Here is a 26249-nt window from a genome sequence, read left to right as displayed (position 1 = left end):
GGTCAGACGAGGGGGCGCACGCTCGCGTAGCCGTCGGCGTCGACGTCGGGCCGGGAGGGGTCGCCGCCGAACACGCGCGTCGCGCCAGGGGATGCCGACCACGGCGTCCAGCCCGGGTCGCCGTCCCGTATGAGCGCCACCGCGCTGCCGTGCACCGCGGCGGCGAGCGCGGGCGGCGGGTTCTCGCCCGCGATCGCCGAGACCGTGGGCGCGTCGAGGCAGTCGAACCAGAACGGCACGTCGAGGCAGTGCAGCGACCATGTGCGGGTGGGGGATGCCCAGCTGAACCGGTACGTCCACGTCGGCGCGGCGCCGACCTTCGTCCGTGCCTCCGCGATGCGCACGACCGACGAGCGGAAGATCGCGTCGGTGATGTAGCGGCCGAGCATCGCCGCGGTGCCCTTCGCGCGCACGTCCTTGTTGGCGGCGAGGTAGTCGCGCCGCACGGCCCGGTCGAGCTTGAGAGGGCGCAGCGCCAGGTCGACCGGCACGAACCGCAGCTTGCCGCGCGCGCCGTCGAGCGCCATGGTGAACTCGTCGTCGGTGGCGCCCAGGACGAGCGGCTTGTCGGCGCCCACGCCCGCCGCGAGGGACTCGAGCGTCGGACGGGTGATCAGGTCGCCGTCGATCATGGGACCCCAGGCGAGGCCGTCCGACACGAGCGCGTGCAGCATTCCGAGCGGATTCTTCGTGTCGGGCGCCGCGGCCTTCTCCTGGAGGCCGCGCAGCTGCTCCTCGGGGATCGATGCGAAGCCGTCGCGCGTCGGCGCGACGGCGGCGATGTTCGCGAGCTTGGCCGAGAGGGTGCGGGCGCGCTCGCCGGTGACGAGCGAGGTGGCCGACGACAGCGCCCACACGCGGTGGAACAGGTGCTGGGTGGCGGGCATGCCGAGCAGGGTCATCACGGCCCCGCCGCCGGCCGACTGGCCCGCGATCGTCACCTGGCCGGGGTCGCCGCCGAAGGCGCGGATGTTCGCCTGCACCCACTCGAGCGCGGCGATCCAGTCCCGCACGCCGCGGTTGCTCGGCGCCCCCGCGATGTGCCCGAAGCCGTCGAATCCGAGCCGGTACGAGACGGTCACCGTGACGACGCCGTCCCGGTTGAACGCGGCGCCGTCGTACCAGGGGCTCGCGGGCGAGCCCGACACGTACCCGCCGCCGTGGATGTAGACGAGCACCGGGAGCGCGGCATCCATCTCCCCCGGCACGGGTGTGAAGACGTTCACGTTCAGGGTCGACTCTCCGGGGACGGAGGGCTCCGGGATGAGCGTGATGCCGTTGTCGCCGCGCTGGGGCGTCGCGCCGTACGCGGTCGCGTCGCGCACGCCCTCCCACGGCTCGGCCGGCAGCGGCGCCGCGAAGCGGAGGTCGCCGACGGGCGGCTGCGCGAACGGGATGCCGAGGAAGGCCGCCGACGAACCCGCGGCGCCCGGCTCGCCCCGCCACGTGCCGCGGACGGCGCCCGCCGAGAAGGTGACGGTGGGGGCGAGGGTGGTGTCAGCGCTGCTCGTCATCGGCGACGTGCTCCTTCTCGGTCGGGGAGGTGCGGGCGGTGAGGAGGGTGAAGAGCGCGTCGACGGCGTCGGCCATGTCGAGGTCGGGCTCGAGCATCCACTGCACCTGAAGCCCGTCCGCGACAGCCTGGAAGATGCGCGCGATCGTCTCGGGGGCCACCTCCGAGGTGATCAGCCCGTCGGCCTGCGCGCGCGCGACGGCGTCGGCGAAGTAGCCGCGCAGCTGCGCGCCGCGTGCGACGAAGAAGTCGTGCGCCGCGTGCCCCGGGTCGGCGGCCTCGACGGAGAGCTGTGCGAACAGCTGCACGACTCCGGGGACCTGGGCGTTGTGGCGGGTGATGCCGACATACCCCCGGCGGATGTCCTCGAGGGTCGCCCGCGAGAGGTCCTCGGGCACCGAGAACGCGGCCGAGTCGACCTCGTCGCGCTTGCGGAGGATCTCGGCGAAGAGCTCCTCCTTGCTGTCGAAGTAATGGAGGAGCCCGGCCTGGCTCAGTCCCACCGCGGCGGCCAGTTCCTTGACGGACGTGCCGGCCATGCCCTCCCGGGCGATCACGTCGAGTGCGCGCGTGAGGATCTCCTCGCGCTTGGCGATGCCCTTGGCGTAGGAACCGCGTCGTCCCCGCTGCGTCTGTGCCATGAGGTCAGTAAAGCCGAAGACTGCTTGAACTTCAAAACCTAGTGGCATATGGTTTCTTCGTTGCTCGATGACGAGCGACTCCTCACCCGAGAAGGAACCCCATGACGACGTCGTCAGAAGCCACCGCACCCTCGCCCGCAGAGCCGCCGGCCGACACCACCACCGACCTCGCGTTCATCGCCGAGGCGGCCGGAAACGATGATCCGCCGGCCCCGAAGAAGGGCCTCGGGCGACTGCTCGGATGGATCATCCCCGCCAACCTCGGCGTGTTCCTCATCTGGGGCGCCGTGCCCGGCATCCTCCTCCCGCAGCAGATCACGCTGACCCTCGGCGAAGCCGACAAGGTCGCGAACCTCGCCATCGTCGCCACGATCGGCGCGTTCGTCGCGATGCTCGCCCAGCCCATCGCGGGCACGGTGTCCGATCGCACGCGCTCGCGCTTCGGCCGCCGGGCACCGTGGATCGTGATCGGCGCGCTCGCCGGCGCACTCTCGCTCATCGGCCTCGCGTTCGCGGACTCGCTCGTGGGCTTCATCGTCGCCTGGATCTTCGTGCAGGTGTCGTTCAACGTCGCCCAGGGTCCGCTGTCGGCGATCCTGCCCGACCGGGTGCCGCTCAAGCGCCGCGGCACCTTCGCGGCGCTGTCGGGCATCGGCCTCATGGTCGGCGCGCTCGGCGGCTCCATCGTCGGCTCGCTGTTCTTCAACAGCATCACCGCGGGGTACATCACCTTCGCGGCGATCTCCGTGGTCACCCTCACCCTGTTCACGGTCTTCAACCCCGACTACTCCAGCACCGACCTCGAGCCCGAGCCCTTCGACCTCAAGGCCTTCCTCGGCACCTTCTGGGTCAACCCGATCCAGCACCCCGACTTCTTCTGGGCCTTCACCGGACGCCTGCTGCTCTACACCGGCTACTTCGCCGTCACCGGCTACCAGCTGTTCCTGCTCACCGACTACTTCGGCGTCGAGAGCCCCGAGACGGTGATCCCGCTGCTGGGACTCATCAGCCTCTCCGGCATCCTGCTCGCCACGATCGTGTCGGGGCCGCTCTCCGACCGCCTCGGCCGCCGCAAGCCGTTCGTGTTCGCGTCGTCGGTCGTCGTCGGCGCCGCGTTCCTCCTGCCGTGGGTGTGGCAGGACCTCAACGCGTGGATGATCATGACCTTCATCTCGGGCCTCGGATTCGGCATGTTCCAGGCCGTCGACACCGCCCTCATGAGCGAGGTGCTGCCCTCGGCGAAGTCCTTCGCGAAGGACCTCGGCGTCGTCAACATCGCCGCGACCCTGCCGCAGACCCTCGCCCCGGGTGTGGCAGGCGCGATCGTGCTCGCCTTCGGCTATGCGGGCCTGTTCCCTGTCGCGATCGTGCTGGGCATCGCCGGCGCCTTCGCGGTGTGGCCGATCAAGGCGGTGCGCTGACCGTGCCCGGCGAAGAGATGACCGAGATGGATGCCGCACCCGCCGCGCGCCGCCCGCGCGCACTCCTGTGGTGGGCGCTGGGCCTCACCGCGGCGTTCGCCGCGATGGGCATGATCGTCGCGCTCGACGCGGAGGCGCCGTTCACGCAGGCGACCGACGACGCGTGGCGTCTCATCGTGGGCGCCTCGCCCGAGAGCACGATGTACCTCGCGCCGTTCGCGATGTTCTACCAATTCATCGGCGGCCCCGGATCGCTGCTGCTGGTGGCGGGACTCCCGCTCGTGCTCGCCGTCATCGGCCGCTGGCGCTCGGCGCTGTTCGTGGTCGCGGCGACCATGACCTCGATGGGCCTGTACTCGCAGGGCATGAAGAACCTCGTCGACCGCCCGCGCCCTGCGGCCGATGAGGCGCTCGGCCTGTTCGGACCGCTCTTCGAGGTGGACCACGGCTCGTACCCGTCGGGCCACGCGGTCGCGGCGGCGGCCTTCGCCTTCACGATCGCCGCCGTCATCCGCCCGGGCGTGCTCCGGCGCGTGTGGTGGGTGATCGGCGGCGTGCTGATGCTCGGCATGATGTGGCAGCGCACGCTCATCAACGCGCACTGGCTCAGCGACACGTTCTTCGGGCTGATCGCGGGTGCGGGTGCGGTCCTCCTGATCTGGTGGGCGTTCTGGCCGTGGCTGCAGAAGGACTACGGCCGCCCGGTCTGGTTCCTCCACCTCGGCGACCGCACGAAGACGGAGGCGGCTGTCGCCGCCTGAGATCCCCCGAAAGGACGATGAGATGACAGACCTCAGCACCCTGGATGCCGCGCCCGCGGCATCCATCGACGACCTCACGCTCGAGGAGAAGGCGTCGCTCACCAGCGGCGCGAGCTTCTGGTGGACCAAGCCGATCCAGCGCGTCGGCATCCCGGCGATCATGGTGACCGATGGCCCGCACGGTCTGCGCAAGCAGGCGGAGGGCGGCGACCACCTCGGCATCGGCACGAGCGTTCCGGCGACGTGCTTCCCGCCGGCGGTGGCTCTCGGATCGTCATGGGACGCCGACCTCGCCCGCCGCGTGGGCGAGGCGCTCGGCGCGGAGACCTCGATCGAGGGCGTCGCCGTGCTCCTCGGGCCCGGCATCAACATCAAGCGCTCGCCGCTGTGCGGCCGCAACTTCGAGTACCTCTCGGAGGACCCGATCGTGTCGGGTGTGCTGGGCGCGGCGATCGTGAAGGGTGTGCAGTCGCAGGGCGTCGGCGCCTCGCTCAAGCACTTCGCGGCCAACAACCAGGAGGACGACCGCATGCGCGCGTCGTCCGACGTCGACCCGCGCCCGCTGCGCGAGATCTACCTGCGCGGATTCCAGCGCGTGGTCGAGGACGCGCAGCCGTGGACGGTCATGTGCTCGTACAACCGCATCAACGGCGTGTACGCCTCGGAGGATCCGTGGCTCCTCACCAAGGTGCTGCGCGACGAGTGGGGCTTCGAGGGGCTCGTCGTCTCGGACTGGGGTGCGGTCAACGAGCGGGTCCCGGGCCTTGCGGCCGGCATGGATCTGGAGATGCCCTCGTCGGGCGGGGTGACCGACGCGCAGATCGTGGCGGCGGTCCGCGACGGCTCGCTCGATGAGGCGGTCGTCGACGTCGCGGCGGGCCGTGTGCTCGACCTCGTGCGCAAGGCGACCGACGGCGCCGGGGCGGTCGAGGGACCGCTCGACGTCGATGCGCACCACGCGCTGGCGCGCGAGGCGGCGGGCCGCTCGATCGTGCTGCTGCGCAACGAGGGCGGCGTGCTGCCACTGGCGCGCGACGGGCGCATCGCGGTGATCGGCGAGTTCGCCGAGAAGCCGCGCTACCAGGGCGCAGGGTCGTCGATGATCAATCCGACGCGTCTGGACAGCGCGCTCGACGAGATCCGCGCCCTCGCCGACGGCGAGGTGTCGTACGCGGCCGGGTTCGGCATCCATTCGACGACCACGGCGGAGCAGAACGCGGCCCTTCGCGCGGAGGCCGTCGCGGTCGCCGCGGATGCCGAGACGGTCGTGCTGTTCCTCGGCCTGCCCGCGCGCCTCGAGTCGGAGGGCTACGACCGCACCGACATCGACCTGCCCGCCGAACAGCTCGAGCTGCTGGATGCCGTGCTCGCCGTGAACGCGAACGTCGTCGTGGTGCTCTCCAATGGCGGTGTCGTGGCGCTGCCGTTCGCCGAGCGCGTGCCGGCTCTGCTCGAGGGCTGGCTTCTCGGCCAGGCCGGCGGCGGGGCGACTGCCGACGTGCTGTTCGGCGTGGTCAACCCGTCGGCGAAGCTCACCGAGACCATCCCGGTGCGGCTCGAGGACACCCCCGCGTACCTCGACTTCCCGGGCGAGTTCTCGCGGGTGCGCTACGGCGAGGGCCTGTTCGTCGGGTACCGCTGGTACGACGCGCGGCGGCTGCCGGTGGCGTTCCCGTTCGGTCACGGCCTGTCGTACACGACCTTCTCGTACGGGGATGCCGTCGCGGCGGTCGCCGGCGACGGCGACGTGGTCGTCACCGTGCCGGTCACCAACACCGGCGACCGCGACGGTCGCGAGGTGGTTCAGGTCTACACGTCGCTCGCGGGGTCGCGCGTGCAGCGTCCGGTGCGCGAGCTCAAGTCGTTCGCGTCGGTCGCCCTCGCGCCGGGGGAGACCCGCGAGGTCGTCCTGACGGTGCGCCGGAAGGACCTCGCGTACTGGGACATCCGGGTGGACCAGTGGGTCGTCGAGGGAGGCGCGTACTCCGTCGAGGTCGGTGCGTCGAGTCGTGACATCCGCGCGGCGGCTGCCGTCGAGATCCCCGGCGACGACGTGGTCGTGCCGCTGTCGAAGTCCTCGTCGATGGGGGAGGTCATGGCCCACCCGGTGGCTGGTCCGGTCGTCCAGGCTGCGATCGCGCAGATGATGAGCGGCATGGACGGCGTCGAGGCGATCATGCCCGAGGGCGTGGACGCCACCAAGATGATGGAGTCGTTCCCCTTCGGTCGCATCGGGATGTTCGCCGCCGGTCAGGCGGGCGGTGAGGGCGGGGGTGTGAGCCCCGAGATGATCGACGGCCTCATCGCGATGGCGAACGCCCCGCGGCAGTAGGCCGGCGGCTTCGCGGCGTTCGCGGCGTTCGGGGCGCCGCGGTGTTCCCGATTTCGCCATTGAACTTCCCGCTCACACGCACCACACCCCCTGTCGGGGATGCTGTGTGAGCGGGAGGTTCAATGGGGTGGTGTGTGAGCCGGAAGTTCAATGGTGATTTCGAGACCACGTGAAATCTGAGACGCGCGCCCCCCCGTGAACGCCGAGCCGCGCGCACCCCGGGAAATCCACGACGCGCGCACCCCGTGAAGTCCAAGCCGCGCGCGCCCCGCCCGGCATCACCGCTCAGTCCCGCAGGAATCCGAGCAGCAGCTCGTTGATCTCCGCGCCGTGCGTCCAGAGCATGCCGTGGGGTGCGCCCTCGAGCTCCACGTACGTGGCCGAAGGAAGCAGATCCTTGAACCGGCGCGCGGTCGGATCGATCGGGAGGATGTTGTCGGCCGTGCCGTGCACGATCAGTGCCGGCACGTCGATTGCGGGAATGTCCGCGCGGAAGTCCGTCGGCCACGTCAGCGGGGCGGCGGCGAGCGCCGCGTTGCCCGCCTGCGCCGCGGTCGCCACACTCGCGGCGACCGCCTCCTCCGAGATGCGCGACCCGAGCGTGTCGTCGAGGTTGTAGAAGTCCTTGAAGAACCCGCCCATGAACGCGTAGCGGTCTTCGCGCACCGCCGCGGCGATGCCGTCGAAGAACTCCTGCGGACCCGCGCCCTCCGGGTTGTCGTCCGTCTTGAGCAGGTAGGGCTCGAGCGAGCCCAGGAAGACGGCCTTCGCGACGCGTCCGCTGCCGTAGCGCGAGAGGTAGCGCGCGACCTCGCCGGTGCCCATCGAGAATCCGACGAGCACGGCATCCCGCAGGTCGAGGTCCTCCATGAGCGCGTGCAGGTCGCCCGCGAACGTGTCGTAGTCGAAGCCCCCTGCCACCTTGGTCGACGCGCCGAAACCACGACGGTCGTAGGCGATCACGCGGAAGCCGGCATCCAACAGCGCCGCCTGCTGCTTGCCCCACGACTCCCCGTTCAGCGGGAACCCGTGGATGAGCACCACGGGCTGGCCGGAGCCCTGGTCGGTGTAGAAGAGGTCGATGTCGACCGAGTTCTCGGTTCCGACGGTGATGTAAGCCACGATCGCTCCTTCCGCGCCGCGGGATCCGGATGCCGCGGCTACGCGAAGAACGCTAGGCCGCGGCATCCACGTTCGGAAGGGGCTTGTGGATGCCGCCCGGTGAACTCTCCGTTCCCTGCGGCGCTCAGTCCCGGCGGCCCTCAGTCCCGGGCCGCGCCCGCGGAGGGCGCGACGGTGAACTGCGTCGGCGCGGCGAATCCCGCCGCCGCGAAGGCGGCTGCGACGGCTTCGCGCACTGCGTCGATCCGCTCCCGGGCGACGAGCGCGATCGCGGCCCCGCCGAACCCGCCGCCGGTCATGCGCGCACCCACCGCTCCCGCGGCCAGCGCCGCCTCCACCGCGGTGTCGAGTTCGGGCACGGAGATCTCGAAGTCGTCGCGCATCGAGGCGTGCGAGGCGACGAGCAGATCGCCGATGGCTGCCGGGCCCTGGGCGCCGACGAGCCGCACCGTGTCGAGCACCCGCTGGTTCTCGGTCACGACGTGACGGACGCGGCGCAGCGTCACCTCGTCGACCAGCGCCGCGAGGCGATCGAGGTCCGCCTCGTTCACGTCGCGCAGCGCCGGCACCCCCAGCGCCGCCGCACCGCGCTCGCAGGCGGCCCGGCGCTCGCCGTAGCCGCCGGTGGAGTGGGCGTGCTTCACCCCGGTGTCCATCACGAGCAGCTCGAGCCCCGCGGCCTCGAAGCCGAGGTCGACGGTCGTCGCCTCCAGCGACCGGCAGTCGAGGAAGATCGCCGCATCGGCGCGTCCGAGCAGCGACGCCATCTGATCCATGATCCCGGTGGGCGCACCGACGGCCTCGTTCTCGGCACGGCGCCCTGCACGCGCGAGCGCGACGCGGTCGAGGTCGAGTCCCCACGTGTCGGCGAGGGCGACGGCGGTCGCTCCCTCGATGGCCGCTGAGGACGACAGGCCCGCCCCCACCGGCACGTCGGAGGCGAACGCGAGGTCGACGCCTGTCACCGACGCCGGGTCGGCGCCGGCGGCCGACAGCAGCGCCCACGCGACCCCGAGCGGATACCGCGCCCACTCGACGATCTCGTCGCGCCGATCCGGGAACACGGCGTCGAGCGCATCGAGCGCGACCTCGACGGCGTCGTCGTCGAAGGTCGACACCACGCGGATCACGCCGTCGGGGCGGGTCCCCAGTGCCACGTGCGTGCGGTGCTGGATTGCGAACGGCAGGACGAATCCGTCGTTGTAGTCGGTGTGCTCGCCGATGAGGTTCACACGACCCGGCGCCGACCACGTGCCGATGGGCGCCGAGCCGAAGCGCGCGGCGAAGAGGGCGGACGCGGTGGTGGTGGCGGCGGAAACGGTCATTCGGTCACCTCGGGGATGGATGCGACGGCCTCGCGCAGACGCGCGGCGGCCGCCTCGGGCGGGATGTCGCCGATCCAGGCGCCCATGGCGGCCTCGGATCCGGCGAGGAACTTGAGCTTGTCGGCGGCGCGGCGCGGGCTCGTCAGCTGCAGGTGCAGACGCACCGAGGAGCGGCCGACGTTCACCGGCGCCTGGTGCCAGGCTGCGATGTACGGCGTGGGCGAGTCGTAGAGCGCGTCGACGCCGCGCAGCAGCCGCAGGTAGAGCGGTGCGAGCTCGTCGCGCTCGGCCGCGCTGGTCTCGGCGAGATCGGCGACATGCCGGTGCGGCATGAGGTGCACCTCGAGCGGCCACCGGGCCGCGAACGGCACGAACGCCGTCCAGTGCTCGCCCGCGAGGATGACGCGCTCGGACGCGCGCTCGAACTCCAGGATCCGCGCGAAGAGGTCCTCGCCCTCGCGCTCGATCGAGCGCAGCAACCCCTGCGTGCGCGGCGTGACGTACGGGTAGGCGTAGATCTGCCCATGCGGGTGCGGCAGCGTGACGCCGATGGCCTCGCCCCGGTTCTCGAACGGGAAGACCTGTTCGATCCCGGGCAGCGCCGACAGCGCGGCGACGCGGTCGGCCCACGCCTCGATCACCGTGCGGGCCCGCACGCGAGACTGCGTTCCGAACGACCCCGCGTGCTCGGGGCTGAAGCACACGACCTCGCAGCGCCCGACGCTCGTGCGCGTGCGGCCGAGTCCCGGGGCGTCGAGGTCGTCGAGGCCGAGCGGCGCGTCGACCGCGGCGGGAGCGTCGCCGTGCGCCGTGGCCAGAGCCGGTCCGAACGAGGGGCTCTTGTTCTCGAAGACCGCGACGTCGTACCGCGACGGGATCTCCGACGGATTGGTCGGCGTCTGGGGTGCGAGCGGGTCGAGTTCGGCGGGCGGGAGGAACGCCCGGTTCTGGCGTGCCGCGGCCACCGAGACCCAGTCGCCGGTCAGCACGTCGCGACGCATCGTGGCCGTCGCGGGGCGCGGGTCGAGCGTGCGGGCGTCGACGCGACGGTCCGCCCCGAGAGCCGTGCCGGGGTCGTCGAAGTAGATCAGCTCCCGGCCGTCGGCCAGGCGCGTGGCGCGCTTGACGACGCCGGCGCCGAGGGAGACCGCCGCGGGGGCGGGCGTGGTCGAAGCAGCGGGCATGTTCACGTAAACACGGTAACCCGACAAGCGTGGTAACGTCAACACGCCCCCGGGTTTCACGTCGTGGGCGGAAGGGCGAGGAATTGTGGATGCCGCGCAGCGCCGCGTCTCGATGGCCGACGTCGCCGCCCGTGCGGGGGTGTCCGGGCAGACGGTCTCGCGCGTGGTCAACGGCAGTCCCCGCGTCGATCCGGCCACTCGCGCGCGCGTCGAGGCCGCCATGTCGCAGCTCGGCTACCGCCCGCATCGCGCCGCCCGGGCGCTGCGCACCGGCCGCACGCAGACTCTCGGGCTGGTCGTGTCGACGCTGGAGACGGTCGGCAACTTCCGCATGCTGCAGGCCGTCGCCGACGCGGCGACCGAGCGCGGCTATGCCGTCACCGTCGTGACGGCCTCGGGCGCCGACGCGCTCGTCGATGCGTTCGAGCGCCTCCATGACCAGGGGGTCGACGGAGCGATCGTGCTCAACGAGGCGACCGCGATCGCCCGCGGCGCGACACTGCCCTCGTCGCTGCGGCTGGTCATCGTCGACAGCGCGCCCGATCCGCGCGCGTCGATCGTGCAGTCCGACCATGCCGGCGGCGCGCGCGCGGCCACCGAGCACCTGCTCGCGCTCGGGCACCGCACCGTCCACCACCTCGCGGGGCCGGCCGACTCGTTCGCGGCCGCCGAGCGCGAGCGCGGCTGGCGCGCCGCGCTGGAGGCGGCCGGGGCGGCCGTGCCGGCGCCCGTGCGCGGAGACTGGACCTCGGCGTCGGGGCATCGCGCGGCATCCCGGTTCGCAGACGCCGCCGCCGGCGACATTCACACCCCCCGCGCAGACGCCGTCACGGCGGTCTTCGCCGCCAACGACCAGATGGCGCTCGGCCTGCTGCGCGGCCTCGCCGAGGCGGGACTCGACGTTCCGGGGCGCGTGAGCGTGGTCGGCTTCGACGACGTCGCGGACGCCGCCGACTACCGCCCGCCGCTGACCACGGTGCGCCAGCGCTTCGACGTGCTGGGCGAGCGCGCCGTCGCGCTGCTCGCCGAGCAGGACCCCGCCCCCGACGCGGCCGTCGCCGCGACGGTGCCGACCGAGCTCGTCGTGCGCGCGAGCACCGGAGCGCCCGCGGCCCGCTGACCATGCACAATGGGGAGCGGTCCGCTCCCGGCATCCATCCGAGAAACACCTGAGGAGACACATGTCCTGGCTCGTCACCGGAGGTGCCGGTTACATCGGCGCCCACGTCGTCCGCGCGCTCGCCGCCGCCGGCATCGCGCCGATCGTGCTCGATGACCTCTCCAGCGGTCACGGCGGCTTCGTGCCCGAGGGGGTCGCGTTCGTGCGGGGCTCGATCCTCGATCGCGACCTCGTCGAGCAGACGCTGCGCGCGCACGAGGTCGAGGGCGTCATCCACGTCGCGGGCTTCAAGTACGCGGGGGTCTCGGTGCAGCGGCCGCTGCACACCTATGCGCAGAACGTCGAGGGCACGCGCATCGTTCTCGAGGCGATGGCGGCGGTCGGCGTCGCGAACATCGTGTTCTCGTCGAGCGCGGCGGTCTTCGGCACGCCCGACGTGCCGCTGGTGACCGAGGATCTGCCCAAGCGCCCGGCCTCGCCGTACGGCGAGTCGAAGCTCATCGGCGAGTGGCTGCTGCGCGATCAGGGCATCGCGACCGCCGGCACCGACACGCCGCTGCGCCACACCTCGCTGCGGTACTTCAACGTCGTCGGCTCCGGCGACCCGAGCGTGTACGACACGAGCCCTCACAACCTCTTCCCGCTCGTGTTCGAGGCGCTCATCGACGGGCGCACGCCGAAGATCTTCGGCGACGACTACGACACCGCCGACGGCACGAACGTGCGCGACTACGTGCACGTCGCCGACATCGCCGCTGCCCACGTGGTCGCCGCGCAGCGCCTGGCCGCGGGCGAGGCGGTCGAGCCGGCCTACAACCTCGGGTCGGGCGACGGGCTGTCCGTGAAGCAGATCATGGATGCCATGGCCCGCGTCACCGGAATCGACTTCGTCCCCGAGGTGTCGCCGCGCCGGCCCGGCGATCCGGACCGGATCGTCGCCACCGGCGAGCTCGCGGCCCGCGACCTCGACTGGAAGATGCGCTACAGCGTCGACGAGATGGTGCGCACGGGCTGGGAGGCCCGCCGGGCGGCGGGCTGAGCCGCGCGGGGGGATCGGCGGGGATCCGGCCGGAAACCCCAGCGGGATAGCGTTTTCCCGCCGTGTCGGCCAGAATGGGGGGATGCCGCACACGGTCGTGATCGCCCCGGACAGCTTCAAGGGGTCGATCCCCGCTGCCTCCGCCGCAGCCGCCCTCGCCGAGGGGTGGACTTCGGCCCGCCCCGACGACCGGATCCGGCTCCGGCCGATGGCCGACGGGGGCGAGGGCACGCTCGATGCGTTCGCGGCCGCAGTGCCCGGTGCCCGGCGAATGCCGGTGACCGTGACCGGTCCCGAGGCGTCGCCGGTGGCGGCATCCTGGCTCCTTCTCCCGCCCACCCCTGACGCGCCGGCGGGGACCGCGGTGGTCGAACTCGCCTCCACGAGCGGCATCGAGCTGCTCGGTGCACCGCAGCGACTGCGCCCGCTCGACGCCGACACCCGCGGGTTCGGCGAGGCGATCGCCGCGGCGCTGGCGCACGGCGTGAGCCGGCTCGTGCTCGGCATAGGATCCAGCTCGTCGACCGACGGCGGACTCGGGATGCTGCGCGCGCTCGGCGCCACCGCCGTCGACCGGGCGGGGCTGCCGGTCCCACCGGGCGGGCGCGGGCTCGCTGCCGTCGCCGCGATCGACCTGTCGGGTCTTGCCGCGCTTCCCGCGGGTGGGGTGCAGGTGCTGAGCGACGTCACCAATCCGCTCCTCGGCGCGTGGGGCGCGGCCGCGGTGTTCGGCCCTCAGAAGGGGGCACGTCCCGACGATGTCGTGCGGCTGGATGCCGCGCTCGCCCGATTCGCCGATCTCGTCGGTCCGGGCCGCGCCGACCCGTCGACGCCGGGCGCCGGGGCGGCAGGCGGCACCGGATTCGGCCTCATCGCGTGGGGCGCGTCGCTCGTGCCGGGCTCTCCGGCGGTCGCGGAGCTGATCGGCCTGCACGACGCCGTGGAGGCGGCATCCCACGTGATCACCGGCGAGGGGTCGTTCGACGGGCAGTCGGCGGCCGGCAAGGTTCCCGCGCACGTGGGCGCGCTCGCCGAAGACGCGGGTGTTCCCGTCGCGCTCGTCGCGGGGCGGATCACCGCCGACGCCGACGTGACGGCGTTCGCCGAGGCGGTGTCGCTGACGACCCTCGCGGGTTCACCCGAGGCCGCGATGGCGGAGCCGGCGACATGGCTGCGCGCCGCCGGGGCGCGCCTCGCGACGACGCTCGGCGGCTGACTGGCGCGCCCTAGGGTACGCGCAGCACGCCGTTGCGGCGGTGCGGCAGCGCGGCCAGCGCGCTCTCGCGCAGCACCGGGGGCAGCAGCCGCTCGGGGGCGTCCTGGAACACGACCGGCCGCAGGAACCGGCGGATCGCGGTGGCACCCACCGACGTGTGCAGCGACGTCGTCGCCGGCCACGGTCCGCCGTGGTGCTGCGACCACGTGACCGCGACTCCCGTCGGCCAGCCCGCGAACAGCACACGGCCGGCGCGTCGCTCGAGCACCGCGAGCACGTCGTCGACCTCGTCGCCGTCTTCGCTGTGGAGCGTGGCGGTGAGCGATCCGGGCACGGCGCGCAGCGCCGCGAGCAGGTCGTCCTGCGACGCGTAGCGCACGAGCAGCGTCACCGGGCCGAAGCACTCCTCCAGCAGCGTCTCCGGGCGCGCGGCGACGGCCGCGGCATCCGTCGACAGCACCACGGGGCGCGCGGCGTCGTCGGCGGCGGGCAGACCCTGCGCCACGATGGCGACCGAGGGGTCGGCCTCCAGGTGCGCGATGCCCGACGGGAACGCGTCGGTGATGCGATCGGTCAGCAGCGGCCCGCCGGCCGCGCCGGCGGCGAAGCCGGCGACGAGCGCCTCGAAGCCCGCGCCCTCGGGCACGAACACGACGCCCGGCTTCGTGCAGAACTGCCCGACGCCGAGGGTGAACGAGCCGACGAGCCCCTGGGCGAGCGCCTCGCCGCGCGCGATGACGGCGGCGGGGGTGAGGACCACCGGGTTCACCGAGCCGAGCTCGCCGTAGAAGGGGATGGGGTCGGGGCGCCCCGATGCGAGGTCGAACAGCGCGCGCCCGCCCGCGACCGATCCGGTGAAGCCCGCCGCCTGGATGACCGGGTGCTGCACGAGGGCGTTGCCGGCCTCGCGCCCGGTGACCAGCGTCAGCGAGCCCTCCGGTGCGCCGGCGGCGACCAGGGCCGCGGCGACGACCTCGGCCGTCCGCTCCGACAGCCGCGGGTGGCCCGAGTGGGCCTTCACGATCACCGGGTTGCCGGCGGCGAGTGCCGAGGCCGTGTCGCCGCCGGCGACGGAGAAGGCGAACGGGAAGTTGGAGGCCGAGAACACCGCCACGGGGCCGACGCCGGTCAGCATGCGGCGCAGTTCGGGGCGGGGCGGAGTGGCCGACGGGTCGGCGTCGTCGATGGTGAGCTCGAGGTACGAGCCCTCCTCGACGACGGTGGCGAACAGGCGCAGCTGTCCGCTCGTGCGGCCGACCTCGCCGCGCAGGCGGGTCTCGCCGAGCCGGGTCTCCTCGTCGGCGATCGCGACCAGCTCGTCGATCGCGGCGTCGAGGGCGTCGGCCGCGGCGCGCAGCCAGGAGGCGCGCGTGGCGGCATCGGCTGCGCGCCAGACCGGGGCCGCCGCCTCGGCGGCCTGTGCGAGCGCGTCGAGCTGCTCGACGGTGGTGGTCGCGGTGAGGGTGGTCATCGGGGGAGTCCTCTCGGTCGAGAATCAGGAGAAGCGGATGCCGAGGCCGACGTGGTTGACCTCGATGAGCGTGCCGTCGGCGATCGCGACGGGCGAGGGGTCCTGCAGTGCGCCGAGGGCGCCGAAGCCGGCATCCTCCACGTCCTCGGCCATCGGCGCGGGCACGCCCGGCACGTCGGGAAGGGTCAGGGCGAGCGGGCCCGAGAGCTCGGGCAGCAGGTGCGGGTGCAGGGCCGCACCGTGCGCGGCGGAGATCCGCGCGACCTCCAGGAACGGCGTGATCCCGCCCACGCGCACGACATTGGGCTGCACGATCTGCGCGGCCCCGGTGCGCAGGAAGTCGTCGAAGCGATAGGCGGTGTGCAGGTTCTCGCCGACCGCGATCGGGATGCCGCTCGACGAGCGCAGCCGCGCGGCGAGCTCCGCGTGCCCGGCCAGGTCGTCGGCGCGGAGGGGCTCCTCGATCCAGGCGGGGGCGACGGCGGCGAGCACCTCGAGGGAGCGCGTCGCACGCTCGAGGTCCCAGCGCTGGTTCGCGTCGATCATCAGGGCGCGGTCGGGCCCCAGCACCTCGCGCACGGCCTCCATGCGGTCGAGGTCCTCGTGCACGTCGGGCTTGCCGACCTTCACCTTGACGGCGTCGAACCCGGCCTCCACCCACCGGCGCACCTGGGCGACCAGTTCGTCCTCGCTGTAGTGGAGGTTCACGCCCGACCCGTAGGCGCGCACGCTCGATCGGGTGCGGCCGAGCAGCGTCGACACCGACGTGTGGGCGGCACGGGCGGCGGCGTCCCACAGGGCGAGGTCGAGCCCCGCGAGGGCGATGGTGGTCACCCCGCCGCCGCCCGCCTCGTGCAGGTGCTGCCAGGCCGGCAGCCACATCTCGTCGGGGGCGGCCGAGCGCCCGACCGCGAACGCGGTGATGTCGTGCGCGAGCAGGGCGTGCACGGCCTCGGCGCCGATCTGCGGCGTCCACGAGAAGCCCCAGCCTTCGACGCCGTCCGAGCGCACGACGTGGGTGGCCACGACCCCGACCGAGGTCACGTCGGCCGCCCACGGGCGCGTGAGCGGAACCCGCACGAGCCGCGTGTCGAACGAGGCGATCGTCGCGGAGGTCGCCGCACCCGCGGCATCCATCGTCGGTGAGGGCAGGGTCACAGCAGTTCCCGTCCCGCGGCGAGGATGTCGGCGAGGCGCTCCTCCTGTGCGGGGGTCGGGTCGACGAGGGGTGCCCGCACCGGGCCGACGGCCAGGCCGCTCAGCCGCAGCCCCGCCTTGATGAGCGAGACGCCGAACCCCGGGGTCTCGTCGCGCAGACGCACGAGCGGCGCGTAGAAGCCGTCGAGCAGCTCCGCGCGGCGCGCCTCGTCGCCGTCGACGTACGCGCGGTAATACGCGTTCGCCACCTCGGGGATCATCGCGAAGGCCGCCGACGAGTACAGCGGGATGCCGATGCCGCGGTAGGCGCCCTGACTGAGCTCCGCCGTGAGCAGGCCGTTGAAGAACGCGAAGTCGTCGCGGCCCTCCTCGGCGACCGCGCGCACGATCTGCTGCGCGAGTCCGACGTCGCCCACGCCGTCCTTGAAGCCGACGACCTTCGGATTTCGGGCGAGCCGGCGAACGGACTCGACGGAGTACTGCGCGGTGCCGCGGTGGTAAATGACGACGGGGAGATCGGATGCCGCCGCGACGGCTTCGACGTAGGCGACGAGTCCCGCCTGCGGGCCGCCGACCAGGTAGGGCGGCAGCACCAGCAGGGCGTCGGCGCCGGCATCCGCCGCCGACTTCGCGAGGGCCACGGCCTGGCCGAGCGGACCGCCGGTGCCGGCGACCACGGGCACGCGGCCCGCGACGGTCTCGGTGGCGACCCGCACGACGTGCGCAGCCTCATCGGCCGAGAGGGCGTGGAACTCGCCCGTGCCGCAGGCGGGGAAGACGCCGCCCGGGGAGTGCTCGAGGGTCGTCGACACGTGCTGGCGGAGCAGGTCGTCGTCGACGCGGCCGTCGGCGTCGAAGGGGGTGACGGGGAAGAAGAGGATGCCGTCGAAGTTCACGCCAGCACGTCCTTTCGGGTCGGGGCGGCGGGGGTGGCAAAGGCGTCGACCGGGCTCTCGCCCAGTTCGCCGCGCCAGGTGCGCGCCGGACGCCAGCCGAGCAGGCGCGCGGCCTTGGCGTTCGAGAATGCGGGCGCGGTGCCGGTGAGGTGTGCCGCCAGGGTCTCGGAGCCGGGAACGAACTGCGGGAGCAGTTCGGCCAGCGGCCGGCGGGCGAGGGCGTCGTCGGCGCCTACGAAGAACACCTCGGCGTTGGGGATCTCCGGCAGCGCGTGCAGCAGCGTGTCGATGAAAGACGCCACGTCGCGCGCATCGACGTAGTTGAACAGCGCGGGCGCCGACAGCGCCGGGTCGGCGAGCCGCTCGAGAACGGTGTGGCCCTGCTGGGTGAGGGCGCCCCGCCATTCCTCGGGCGCGATCACGTAGCACGGGCGGAACGCCGCGAACCGCGTCGCGTCGCCGGTCTGGCGGGCGAACATCGCGAGCGTCTGCTCGACGAGGTGCTTCGACAGGGCGTACGCGTTCCACGGCTTCGGCGCGGTGTCCTCGTCGAGCGGGAACCGGTCGGGCAGCCACCCCGCAGGGGCGTTGTAGCCGAGCACCGTGGGGCTGGACGCGGCGACGATCTTGGGGATGCCGGCGGCGACGCCCGCACCGATCGCGTTGACGGCCAGCGCCGCGTTGGTGCGGATGATGACGTCTTCGGGGGCGCTGAAGGGCACCGCGATGGCCGCCAGGTGGATGAGCGCGTCGGCGCGGGCGCCCGCGACGGCGGCGTGCGCGGCATCCGCGTCGGTGAGGTCGACGGCGACCTGCTCGATGCCGGCGAGCTCGGTCGCGTCGGAGACGGCGCGATCGAGCGAGACGAGCTCGTGCCCCGCGTCGGCGAGTCCGCGCACGAGGCTGCGCCCGAGGCGCCCGGCTCCGCCGGTGACGACGATGCGGCTCATCGCCCGGCCTTGGCGACGGCGTCGGCGAGGAGGAAGCGCACGCCGAGGTCGGCGACCTCGACCGGGAGCCCCGTCTCGAGCGAGATGTTGCCGGCGATGCCCGTGGCGATCGAGCGGACGCCGTCGCGCCAGTCCGCGGCGCGGGCGAGCGGATCGGTCGGGTCGGCGCCCTCGAACACGTCGGCCAGCAGCAGCCGGTCGCCGCCGCCGTGGCCGCCGGCCTGGTTCACGATCTCGACCTCGTAGGCGGCCTCCCAGTGCCGCTGCACGAGCAGGCGTTCGCCCTCGGGGCGCAGCGACCCGGAGGAGCCGGCATCGGTCGCGGAGGGGTCGAGCACCGGGTGGAGTCCCTCGTCGGCGAGCACGGCGCCGCGCTCGATCACCTCCAGCTCGGCGCGTCCTTCGGTGCCGTTGACGGCGACCCGGTATCCCTCCCAGGGGCGTGGGCGTTGAGGGAGTAGGACAGGGTGGCGCCGGAGAGGTAGTCGACGACGAGGGCGAGGTTGTCCTCGATGGTGATGCCGTCGCTGAACACGTCGAGGTCTCGGAGGTAGCCGTCGTGCTGCTCGGCATCGAGGTACAGCGCCTTGAGGCGCTCGTCGTCGCGCAGGTCGAGGTCGAACGCGTCGGCGCCGTCGTGGGTGCCGCGGGCGGCGCGGCCGGTGATGCCGCGCTCGGCGGCGTTGTCGGCCCCGTAGAACTTCAGCCCGCCGGAGGCGTACACGCGACGCGGGGCGGAGCGGATCCACCAGTTCACCAGGTCGAAGTGGTGGCTGGATTTGTGGACGAGGAGACCGCCGGCGTTCTTCTTGTCGCGGTGCCAGCGGCGGAAGTAGTCCGCACCGTGCTTGGTGTCCAGCATCCACGAGAAGTCGATCGAGGTGACCTGCCCGATCGTGCCGTCCTGGATGACCTGACGCAGCGCGGAGTTGCGGGGGAGTAGCGGTAGTTGAACGTGATGACGACCTCGCGGCCGGTGCGGTCGATGGCGTCCTCGATCGCCGCGGCGGACGGCCCGTCGATGGTGAGGGGCTTCTCGACGACGACGTCGGCCCCGGCATCGAGCGACCGCACGATGAGCTCGGCGTGCTTGTCGTCGCGGGCGCAGATGATGACCCGGTCGATCCGCTGTTCGGCGATGACCGTCTCGAGGTCGTCGGGGCCGGCGACCACCGGCGCGGGGCTGCCCGCGGCGGTCACCAGATCGACGTAGAACTGTGCGCGCACCGGGTTCGGCTCCACGATCGCGACCAGCTCGGCACGATCCGCATACGTGTGCAGGATCGCGTCGACGTACATCTGCGCGCGGGCGCCGGCCCCGACCAGGGCGTAACGACGGTGACTCATCTCACTCCTTCAGGAAACGTTTTCTCAGAGTATCACGGGGTGGCGGAGACGCGGGGGAGCGTGATGGATGCCGCGTGGGCCGGTCAGGCGGGGGCGGGGCCGGTCGTCCCCCGAGCGGTGAGCTCCGGGGTCAGCCACAGCGCGGGCTGCGGGACGGTGCTTGCGGCGTCCAGCAGCGCGCGCATGCGCGCCCACGCCTGGGCGCCGAGCTCCTCGGCCGGCACGCGCGCGGTCGTCAGCGGAGGCGTCGTGTACCGGGCGAACGGGATGTCGTCGAAGCCGACGATCGACAGGTCGGCCGGCACGCGGCATCCCCTCGCCTGCACGGCGCTCAGCAGCCCCATGGCCACGAGGTCGTTGAAGGCGAGCGCGGCCGTCGCGCCCGACGACAGCACAGCGTCGGCCGCAGCCGCGCCCGCGTCGAAGTCGACGCCGCCCGGCAGTTCCTCGATCGTGGTGTCGGGATGGGCCTGGCGGAAGGCCGCGATCGCTTCGAGGCGAGAGGTGTTCGCGACGCTCGCTTGCACGCCGGCGAGGAAGACGATGCGGCGGTGCCCGAGCCCGTGCAGATGGGCGAGCGCATCGGCGAGCGCGGCGCGATAGTCCGCGCGCACGGAGGGGATGTCACCGGAGGACCGATTGACCAGCACGACCGGACGCAGGCCTCCGACGAGGCGGTCGAGCTCCTCCTGCGGAACACGCGGCGAGCAGAGGATCACCCCGTCGGTGCGCCGCCGCGTGGTGCCGGCGAGCGCCCGCTCCTCGTCGATGCTCTCGGCCGAGTCGGCGACGAGCACGTGGTAGTCGTCGGCGGCCGCCGCGCGGCTGAGTCCTCGCAGGATCGCCTGGAAGGTCGGGTTGCCGAGGTCGGGCACCACTACGGCGACGGTCTGGGTGCGGCCGAGCACCAGGCTGCGCGCGAGGGGGTTGGCGGAGTAGTCGAGTTCGGCCGCGGCATCCCTCACCCGCTCCACGAGGGCGGGGTCGACGGTCGGGTTGCCGTTGAGGGCGCGTGACACGGTCGACAGTGACACGCCCGCCTTCTTGGCGACATCGGTGATCGTGACGCCCTTGGGCTGGCGGGCCATGGAGCTCCTCTCGCGGGACTCAGCTGCGGGGCGGGGTGCTGCCGCGCACGATGACCTCGAGGGGGAGCGGAGCCTGGTCGGCGTCCCAGTCCTCGTCGACGACGGCACGCAGCGCGCGGTGGCCGAGTTCCTCGAGCGGAACGCGCACGGTGGTCAGGCCCGGGCGGATGTCCCGCCCAGTCGCGATGTCGTCGAAGCCCGCGACCGCGATGTCGTCGCCGATGCTGCGGCCCGCGTCGCGCACCGCCGACATGATGCCGATCGCGACGACATCGGAGATGCCGAACACGAGAGTTCCCTCGGCGAGGCCGTCTTCGAGCAGCCGCACGCCGGTCTCATAGCCGGCGTCGCGCGTGAAGCCACCGCGCACGATCTCGCGGACCGTTCCGCCGCCCCCGCCGAAGCCGGCGGCGAACCCGGCGATGCGGTCGTCGGAGGTGCGGATGCCCTCGGCGGCGCCCACGATGACGGCGTCTCGGTAGCCGAGGCCCGCGAGCCGGGCGCCCAGCGCCGCCGCGCCGGCGTGGTTGTCGAGAGGCACCGAGCGGATGTCCCCGGCGACACGGCCGAGGGCCACGACCCGGCCGCCGTTCGCCGCGAACGCCTCCAGCTCGGGAGCGAGGCCCGCCGCGTCGTTCTCGTCGGTGCGGGATGCCGCGAGGATGAGTCCGCGCGGCCGCTGGCCCCGCAGCGCCCGCACCAGGCGCACCTCGCGCTGCGGATCGCGCTCGGTGATCGCGATCGTCACCACGAGACCCGCCTCATCGGCGCCGCGGGCGACGCCGGAGGCGAGCTGGCCGAAGTACGGGTCGGCGATGTCGGCAACGAGCAGGGCGACGATCGCGGCCGTGCCGCGGGCGGTCGCCTGCGCGGACAGGTTCGCCGTGTAGCCGAGCTTGTCGGCCGCGGCCTGCACGCGTTCGCGATAGCTCTCCGCCACCTTGCGGGTGGAGCCGTTGAGCACGCGGGAGGCGGTCGCGAGCGAGACGCCGGCCTCGCGGGCGACGTCGTGCAGGGTTGCGGCAGTGCGGGTGGTTCGCGTCGGGTCGCTCACAGCGCCGAGTCTAGAACGCCGATCGCGCGGGGGCGGCGCGGCGCTCCCGGCGAATGCCAGGGCGGGAAGCGGTTTCCGCCCGGGGGCGGCCGATCGCTCGTTCGCGATCTCCTCGCGCGCGGGCGTCACTGTCGGACCGCCAGGGCATCGGCCAGCCACGCCGCGGCGTCGGCCTGCATCGGCGCGCTCCACTCGTGGCCCGCGTCGTAGTGGATGCCGGTGTACCGCGCCCCGAGAAGGGAGGCCAGCCTCCGGTCGGCCGCCGCCATCCCCGCGGGCGGGAACAGCGGATCGCGCTGCCCGTACAGCACCAGCATCCGGCCGTCGGTCATCGCGGCGATGTCAGGCCAGTCGCGCCAGGCGGCCAGCCCCGGGGAGTGGAGCAGCCACGAGTGCGCGTCGAGGTGGTCGGGCAACAGCGAGGCCGACGTGGCCATCATGCACGCGACGACCGATGCCCGAACGCGCTCGTCGAGGGCGGACAGCACCACCGCACGTCCGCCGCCGCCGGAGAGGCCGAAGGCACCGAGCCGGGCGGGGTCCACCTCCGGCAGCGCCGCAAGCACCTCGAGGGCGGCGAGGTCGTCGGTGGCGACCATCCCCGCCGGCGTCGAGCCGAGCACGCCGAGCGCCTTCGCGAGGTGATCCTCGTGCAGGGCGGAGATCGCGTCGAACCGCTCCTCGTCGCTGGGTGCGCCGCCGCGTTCGCGCCACAGCGCCTCGAGCGCGTCGACCTGTGCGGCGAGCCTCGGCGACGGCGCCGACAGGTCGAACGCGCGGGAGCCCCACGAGAACGCGTCGTGCGCCAGCACCGCGAACCCGGCGCGGGCGAGGTCGTTGGCGACCGGCAGCCCGGCGTACACGGAGCCGCGCAGCGCCGCGGCGGAGGGGTGCGGGGCAAGGCCCGTGCCGACCAGCTGCTCGGCGCCGGTCGAGCGCACCCCGCCGTGGCAGTGCAGGGCGAGCAGACCGGGAAGCACGCCGTTGTGCTCCGCCGGAGTCAGGAGGAACGCGCGCGTGCGGGGGCCGAAACCGACGTCCCACGACAGCGCGCGGCCGTGCACGCCACCTTCCCGCCATTCGCGTTCGGTGCGGATGTCCGTGGCGACGGCGGTGCGAGCCCCCAGAATCCGGGCGAGTCGCTGCCGGTCGGCATCCCGCAGAGGGGGCGGCTCGGCGCCGGCGAGGTAGGCGGACAGATCGAGGTACCCCGCCAGCGGCCCCCGCTCATCGCGGGAGGCCGCAGGGCATGGCGGGAGTCACCGCGCGACGGTCGCGCGCAGGTGCGGGGAGACCGCGGCGCCGAAGCCGGCCGCCGTCTCGCGCACGATCGTGTCGGGGTCCTTCGCCCAGATGTCGGCGTTGAAGATCTCGACCTCGATGTCGCGGTCGTAGCCGGTCTCCTCCACGGCGCGCGTGAGCGATGCGAAATCGATCACGCCGTCGCCCGGGTAGTGGCGGCTCAGCAGCACGTCGGCGGCCAGCGGCGTCTTCCAGTCGCAGACCTGATAGGTGGCGATGCGTCCCTCGCGACCGGCGCGGGCGATGGATGCCAGCACCTCGGGGTCCCACCAGATGTGGAAGGTGTCGACCGTGACGCCGACGACCTCGGGCGCGAAGTCTGCCGCGATGTCGAGCGCCTGGCCGAGGGTCGAGACGACGCAGCGGTCGGACGCGTACATCGGGTGCAGCGGCTCGATCGCCAGCTGCACGCCGGCCGCCTGTGCCGCGGGAGCCAGCTCGCCGATCGCGTCGCGCACCCGCTCGCGGGCGCCGACGACGTCGCGCGAGCCTTCCGGCAGACCGCCTGCGACGAGCACGAGCACCGGGAACGAGCCCGGGGCGCCGGCGGCGGCGAGGGTTGCGGCCTCTTCGATCGCGACGAGGTTGTCGTCGATCGACGCGCGGCGGGCGGGGCCCTCGGGCATCGTGAAGAAGCCCGAGCGGCAGTGCGTGGAGAAGCGCAGGCCCGAGTCGGCGAGCATCTTCGCCGCGGTGGCCAGGCCCACCTCCTGCACGGGCTCGCGCCACAGTCCGATCGACGACACGCCGTTCGCCGCGGTCGCCCGCAGCGCCTCGGCGAGGTCGGCCTTCTTGATGGTGCCCTGGTTGATGGACAGGCGCGGGTCGACCGTGCTCATGCGATGACTCCCGGAACATCGATGCCGTTGTGGCGCAGCATCCCGTGCCAGCGGATCATCGCCAGTTCGGGCTTCTCGAGCGCTCCCGAGGCGTTCGCCAGCTCGACGATGCGTGACAGATGCGGCAGGCTGCGCGCGGAGTGCAGACCGCCGACCATCTGGAACGCGGACTGGTGGCCGTTCAGCCACGACAGGAACGCGACGCCCGTCTTGTAGTAGAACGTGGGCGCGGCGAAGATCTGGCGGCTGAGCTCCTCGGTGGGACCGAGGATGCGCAGGTACTCGTCGGGGCGACCGGCATCGAGCGCCTGGATGGCCGCCGAGGCCACCGGGGTGAGCGCGGCGAACGCGCCGAGCAGCGCGTCGGAGTGCTGGCGCGGGGAGCTCGGATCGCGGTCTGGCTGCGTCGCCTGGGGCACGTCGGCACCGCCGATGAGTCCTACGTAGTTGAAGTCGTCGCCCGTGAACATGCGCACGCCCTCGGGGAGGCGCTCGCGCACGGAGACCTCGCTCGCGGCATCCAGCAGGCTCATCTTGACGCCCGCCACCTTGTCGGTGTTCTCGCCGATCACGTCGAGCAGAACACTGGATGCCTCGCGCCAGTCGGTCGAGCCGAAGTAGCCCTCGAGCACCGGGTCGAACGCGGTGCCCAGCCAGTGCAGGACGACCGGCGCGGTGGCCGACTGCAGCACCTCGCGGTAGACGTGACGGTAGTCGTCGGCCGACTGCGCCACGCGCGCCAGGTGACGCGATGCCATGAGGACCGGGCCCGCGCCCTGCTCTTCGGTGAAGTGCAGCTGCGACTTGTAGGCGTCGATCACCTGGTCGAGTGAGATGTGCTCGTCCTCGACGTGGTCGGTGTTGACGCCGACGACGACCGAGCCGCCCTCTTCGCGCGCGACCTGTGCCGAGCGGGCGATGAGGTCGCGGGTGGCCGCGGCATCCAGTCCCATGTTGCGCTGGGCGGTGTCCATGGCGTCGGCGACGCCCAGACCCCACGAGTACACGGCACGGCGGAAGTCGAGCGTGGCGTCCCAGTCGACGTCGGCCGGCTGACCCGGCGTGTTGTCGGCGTGGATCTTCGGCACGACGTGCGCGGCGGCGTAGGCGACGCGGCTCTTCAGCGGGCCTTCGGGCTTGTTATAGCCCGGGGCCTCGTTGAGCTCTGTGCCCGTGACGGCGCCGTCGGCGCCGAGCAGCGAGAGGGTGACCATGCGGGTCAGCCCAGGTTCAGCTCGGGGAGCGCGACCTTGCGGCCCTCGCGGGCCGACTCGAGGCCGGCCTCGGCGAGCGCGACGCCGCGGGCGCCGGCGAGCAGGTCGTACTCGTACTCGGTGCCGAGCACGTAGGACTCCAGGAACTCCTCCCACTGCTGGCGGAAGCCGTTGATGAAGATCTCGTTCGTGGGCACCTCGGCCCAGTCGCGGTCGTAGTCGTGGCTGTCGGCCAGGTCGGGGTTCCACACCGGCTTGGGGGTGGCGTTGCGGTGCTGGATCTTCGCGCCGAACAGGCCCACGACGGCCGAGCCGTGCGTGCCGTCGACGTGGAACTCGACGAGCTCGTCGCGGTTCACGCGCACCGTCCACGACGAGTTGATCTGGGCGATCACGTCGTTCTCGAGCTCGAAGATGCCGTACGCGGCGTCCTCGGCGGTCGCGGTGTAGGGCTGGTTCTGCTCGTCCCAACGGGTGGGGATGTGGGTCGATGCCTGCGCGTAGACGGTCTTCACGCCGCCGAAGAGGTTCTCGAGGATGTAGTTCCAGTGCGGGAACATGTCGACGATGATGCCGCCGCCGTCTTCGACGCGGTAGTTCCACGACGGACGCTGCGCGGGCTGCCAGTCGCCCTCGAACACCCAGTAGCCGAACTCGCCGCGCACCGACAGGATGCGGCCGAAGAAGCCGGAGTCGATGAGGCGCTTGAGCTTCTGCAGACCCGGCAGGTAGAGCTTGTCGTGCACGACACCGGTCTTGACGCCGGCGGCCTTGGCGAGCTGCGCGAGCTCGAGGGCCTCTTCGACCGACTCGGCCGTGGGCTTCTCGGTGTAGATGGTCTTGCCGGCGGCGATGGCCTTGCGGAGCGCCGTGGCGCGGGCCTTCGTGACGAGGAAGTCGGCGTAGATCTCCCAGCGCGGGTCGGCGAGGGCGGCGTCGAGGTCGGTCGTGTAGTCCTCGATGCCGTGCTTGGCGGCGAGCTCGGCGAGCTTGCCCTCGGTGCGGCCGACGAGCAGGGGCTTGACGGTGACCTTGGTGCCGTCGGACAGCTCGATGCCGCCCTGGTCGCGGATCGCGAGGATCGAGCGAACGAGGTGCTGGCGGTAGCCCATGCGGCCCGAGACGCCGTTCATGATGATGCCGATCTCGCGGACGGCGGGGGCAGCCTCGGCCTGGGCTGCGACGAGGGTCGTGTCGGTCACGATGGTCCTGCTTTCTTCGGTGTGGCCTGTTGCGACGCCACGGTCACGACAGGA

The 26249-nt window shown here is 72.7% G+C and carries 21 protein-coding genes and 1 pseudogene; 6 read left to right on the top strand and 16 right to left on the bottom strand.

The features are described 5' to 3' along the window. Positions 1-2: 2 nt before the first annotated feature. Both HQM25_RS15460 and HQM25_RS15455 read right to left on the bottom strand, forming a co-directional pair. Positions 3-1514, bottom strand: a complete 1512-nt coding sequence (locus tag HQM25_RS15460; RefSeq protein WP_172991033.1) for a carboxylesterase/lipase family protein — start codon at positions 1512-1514, stop codon at positions 3-5. Continuing rightward, on the bottom strand, positions 1498-2154 hold the full coding sequence (locus HQM25_RS15455) for a TetR/AcrR family transcriptional regulator (RefSeq protein WP_172991032.1): 657 nt from the start codon (positions 2152-2154) through the stop codon (positions 1498-1500). The genes HQM25_RS15460 and HQM25_RS15455 overlap by 17 nt, the downstream gene beginning before the upstream one ends. A gap of 101 nt (positions 2155-2255) precedes the next feature. Between HQM25_RS15455 and HQM25_RS15450 the strand changes: the two genes are divergently transcribed. Genes HQM25_RS15450 through HQM25_RS15440 form a run of 3 tightly spaced genes read left to right on the top strand, consistent with a single transcriptional unit; the run spans position 2256 to position 6668 of the window. Then, positions 2256-3575: an MFS transporter gene (locus HQM25_RS15450; RefSeq protein WP_172991031.1), complete on the top strand. Its 1320-nt coding sequence runs from the start codon at positions 2256-2258 to the stop codon at positions 3573-3575. Further along, entirely contained in the window at positions 3551-4336 is a 786-nt protein-coding gene (locus HQM25_RS15445; protein ID WP_172991030.1) for a phosphatase PAP2 family protein, read from the top strand. The genes HQM25_RS15450 and HQM25_RS15445 overlap by 25 nt, the downstream gene beginning before the upstream one ends. 22 nt (positions 4337-4358) lie before the next feature. After that, positions 4359-6668 carry a glycoside hydrolase family 3 C-terminal domain-containing protein gene (locus HQM25_RS15440; RefSeq protein ID WP_172991029.1) on the top strand — a complete coding sequence of 770 codons (2310 nt, stop codon included), beginning with the start codon at positions 4359-4361 and terminating at the stop codon, positions 6666-6668. Positions 6669-6953: 285 nt separating this feature from the next. On the opposite strand, the gene HQM25_RS15435 is transcribed toward HQM25_RS15440, so the two are convergent. The 3 genes from HQM25_RS15435 to galT all read right to left on the bottom strand — a co-directional run bounded on the left by HQM25_RS15435 (position 6954) and on the right by galT (position 10299). Continuing rightward, positions 6954-7790, bottom strand: coding sequence for an alpha/beta fold hydrolase (locus HQM25_RS15435; protein ID WP_172991028.1), 837 nt, complete (start codon positions 7788-7790; stop codon positions 6954-6956). Positions 7791-7930: 140 nt separating this feature from the next. Then, the gene (galK, locus tag HQM25_RS15430; RefSeq protein WP_172991027.1) at positions 7931-9115 is read right to left on the bottom strand and encodes a galactokinase; all 1185 of its coding nucleotides are present in this window, start codon (positions 9113-9115) and stop codon (positions 7931-7933) included. Continuing rightward, on the bottom strand, positions 9112-10299 hold the full coding sequence (gene galT / locus HQM25_RS15425; RefSeq protein WP_172991711.1) for a galactose-1-phosphate uridylyltransferase: 1188 nt from the start codon (positions 10297-10299) through the stop codon (positions 9112-9114). The genes galK and galT overlap by 4 nt, the downstream gene beginning before the upstream one ends. A 112-nt stretch (positions 10300-10411) precedes the next feature. Between galT and HQM25_RS15420 the strand changes: the two genes are divergently transcribed. The 3 genes from HQM25_RS15420 to HQM25_RS15410 all read left to right on the top strand — a co-directional run bounded on the left by HQM25_RS15420 (position 10412) and on the right by HQM25_RS15410 (position 13674). Beyond that, positions 10412-11419, top strand: coding sequence for a LacI family DNA-binding transcriptional regulator (locus tag HQM25_RS15420; RefSeq protein WP_172991710.1), 1008 nt, complete (start codon positions 10412-10414; stop codon positions 11417-11419). Positions 11420-11480: 61 nt separating this feature from the next. Further along, the gene (galE, locus tag HQM25_RS15415) at positions 11481-12458 is read left to right on the top strand and encodes a UDP-glucose 4-epimerase GalE (RefSeq protein WP_172991026.1); all 978 of its coding nucleotides are present in this window, start codon (positions 11481-11483) and stop codon (positions 12456-12458) included. Positions 12459-12540: 82 nt separating this feature from the next. Beyond that, on the top strand, positions 12541-13674 hold the full coding sequence (locus HQM25_RS15410; RefSeq protein ID WP_172991025.1) for a glycerate kinase: 1134 nt from the start codon (positions 12541-12543) through the stop codon (positions 13672-13674). Positions 13675-13684: 10 nt separating this feature from the next. Here the strand turns inward: HQM25_RS15410 and HQM25_RS15405 are convergent, their stop codons facing one another. The 11 genes and pseudogenes from HQM25_RS15405 to HQM25_RS15355 all read right to left on the bottom strand — a co-directional run bounded on the left by HQM25_RS15405 (position 13685) and on the right by HQM25_RS15355 (position 26126). Beyond that, positions 13685-15145: an aldehyde dehydrogenase (NADP(+)) gene (locus HQM25_RS15405; protein WP_172991024.1), complete on the bottom strand. Its 1461-nt coding sequence runs from the start codon at positions 15143-15145 to the stop codon at positions 13685-13687. A gap of 24 nt (positions 15146-15169) precedes the next feature. Then, entirely contained in the window at positions 15170-16282 is a 1113-nt protein-coding gene (locus HQM25_RS15400; protein WP_172991709.1) for a mandelate racemase/muconate lactonizing enzyme family protein, read from the bottom strand. Positions 16283-16299: 17 nt separating this feature from the next. Further along, positions 16300-17199, bottom strand: coding sequence for a 5-dehydro-4-deoxyglucarate dehydratase (locus tag HQM25_RS15395; RefSeq protein WP_172991023.1), 900 nt, complete (start codon positions 17197-17199; stop codon positions 16300-16302). After that, entirely contained in the window at positions 17196-18149 is a 954-nt protein-coding gene (locus HQM25_RS15390; protein WP_172991022.1) for an NAD-dependent epimerase/dehydratase family protein, read from the bottom strand. The genes HQM25_RS15395 and HQM25_RS15390 overlap by 4 nt, the downstream gene beginning before the upstream one ends. Further along, positions 18146-19496 (bottom strand): annotated as a pseudogene (locus tag HQM25_RS15385) (Gfo/Idh/MocA family protein). Before HQM25_RS15385 ends, HQM25_RS15390 begins: the two are co-directional and overlap by 4 nt. Positions 19497-19579: 83 nt before the next feature. Then, positions 19580-20584, bottom strand: a complete 1005-nt coding sequence (locus tag HQM25_RS15380; protein ID WP_172991021.1) for a LacI family DNA-binding transcriptional regulator — start codon at positions 20582-20584, stop codon at positions 19580-19582. Between the two features lie 19 nt (positions 20585-20603). Next, complete coding sequence (locus HQM25_RS15375) at positions 20604-21638, bottom strand: LacI family DNA-binding transcriptional regulator (RefSeq protein WP_172991020.1); 1035 nt, start codon at positions 21636-21638, stop codon at positions 20604-20606. A 125-nt stretch (positions 21639-21763) separates the two neighbouring features. After that, on the bottom strand, positions 21764-22702 hold the full coding sequence (locus tag HQM25_RS15370; protein WP_254359398.1) for an acetylxylan esterase: 939 nt from the start codon (positions 22700-22702) through the stop codon (positions 21764-21766). Between the two features lie 195 nt (positions 22703-22897). Next, on the bottom strand, positions 22898-23779 hold the full coding sequence (locus tag HQM25_RS15365; protein ID WP_172991019.1) for a sugar phosphate isomerase/epimerase family protein: 882 nt from the start codon (positions 23777-23779) through the stop codon (positions 22898-22900). After that, positions 23776-24993: a dihydrodipicolinate synthase family protein gene (locus HQM25_RS15360; protein ID WP_172991018.1), complete on the bottom strand. Its 1218-nt coding sequence runs from the start codon at positions 24991-24993 to the stop codon at positions 23776-23778. Before HQM25_RS15360 ends, HQM25_RS15365 begins: the two co-directional genes overlap by 4 nt. A 5-nt stretch (positions 24994-24998) precedes the next feature. Next, positions 24999-26126, bottom strand: a complete 1128-nt coding sequence (locus HQM25_RS15355) for a Gfo/Idh/MocA family protein (RefSeq protein ID WP_172991707.1) — start codon at positions 26124-26126, stop codon at positions 24999-25001. Positions 26127-26249: the final 123 nt, after the last annotated feature.

The sequence above is a fragment of the Microbacterium hominis genome (assembly GCF_013282805.1).
Taxonomy (GTDB): domain Bacteria; phylum Actinomycetota; class Actinomycetes; order Actinomycetales; family Microbacteriaceae; genus Microbacterium; species Microbacterium hominis_B.
Note: the sequence above shows the minus strand (reverse complement) of the source record. Positions and strands in the feature narration are given on the sequence as shown.

Excerpts from the sequence above, each read along its gene's own strand:
- galK (WP_172991027.1), bottom strand. The coding sequence starts at position 9,115 with ATGACCGTTTCCGCCGCCACCACCACCGCGTCCGCCCTCTTCGCCGCG.
- HQM25_RS15405 (WP_172991024.1), bottom strand. The coding sequence starts at position 15,145 with ATGACCACCCTCACCGCGACCACCACCGTCGAGCAGCTCGACGCGCTC.
- HQM25_RS15360 (WP_172991018.1), bottom strand. The coding sequence starts at position 24,993 with ATGGTCACCCTCTCGCTGCTCGGCGCCGACGGCGCCGTCACGGGCACA.
- HQM25_RS15410 (WP_172991025.1), top strand. The coding sequence starts at position 12,541 with ATGCCGCACACGGTCGTGATCGCCCCGGACAGCTTCAAGGGGTCGATC.
- HQM25_RS15355 (WP_172991707.1), bottom strand. The coding sequence starts at position 26,126 with ATGAACGGCGTCTCGGGCCGCATGGGCTACCGCCAGCACCTCGTTCGC.
- HQM25_RS15390 (WP_172991022.1), bottom strand. The coding sequence starts at position 18,149 with ATGAGCCGCATCGTCGTCACCGGCGGAGCCGGGCGCCTCGGGCGCAGC.
- HQM25_RS15440 (WP_172991029.1), top strand. The coding sequence starts at position 4,359 with ATGACAGACCTCAGCACCCTGGATGCCGCGCCCGCGGCATCCATCGAC.
- galT (WP_172991711.1), bottom strand. The coding sequence starts at position 10,299 with ATGCCCGCTGCTTCGACCACGCCCGCCCCCGCGGCGGTCTCCCTCGGC.
- HQM25_RS15455 (WP_172991032.1), bottom strand. The coding sequence starts at position 2,154 with ATGGCACAGACGCAGCGGGGACGACGCGGTTCCTACGCCAAGGGCATC.
- HQM25_RS15450 (WP_172991031.1), top strand. The coding sequence starts at position 2,256 with ATGACGACGTCGTCAGAAGCCACCGCACCCTCGCCCGCAGAGCCGCCG.
- HQM25_RS15400 (WP_172991709.1), bottom strand. The coding sequence starts at position 16,282 with ATGGATGCCGCGGGTGCGGCGACCTCCGCGACGATCGCCTCGTTCGAC.
- HQM25_RS15420 (WP_172991710.1), top strand. The coding sequence starts at position 10,412 with ATGGCCGACGTCGCCGCCCGTGCGGGGGTGTCCGGGCAGACGGTCTCG.
- galE (WP_172991026.1), top strand. The coding sequence starts at position 11,481 with ATGTCCTGGCTCGTCACCGGAGGTGCCGGTTACATCGGCGCCCACGTC.
- HQM25_RS15460 (WP_172991033.1), bottom strand. The coding sequence starts at position 1,514 with ATGACGAGCAGCGCTGACACCACCCTCGCCCCCACCGTCACCTTCTCG.
- HQM25_RS15380 (WP_172991021.1), bottom strand. The coding sequence starts at position 20,584 with ATGGCCCGCCAGCCCAAGGGCGTCACGATCACCGATGTCGCCAAGAAG.
- HQM25_RS15365 (WP_172991019.1), bottom strand. The coding sequence starts at position 23,779 with ATGAGCACGGTCGACCCGCGCCTGTCCATCAACCAGGGCACCATCAAG.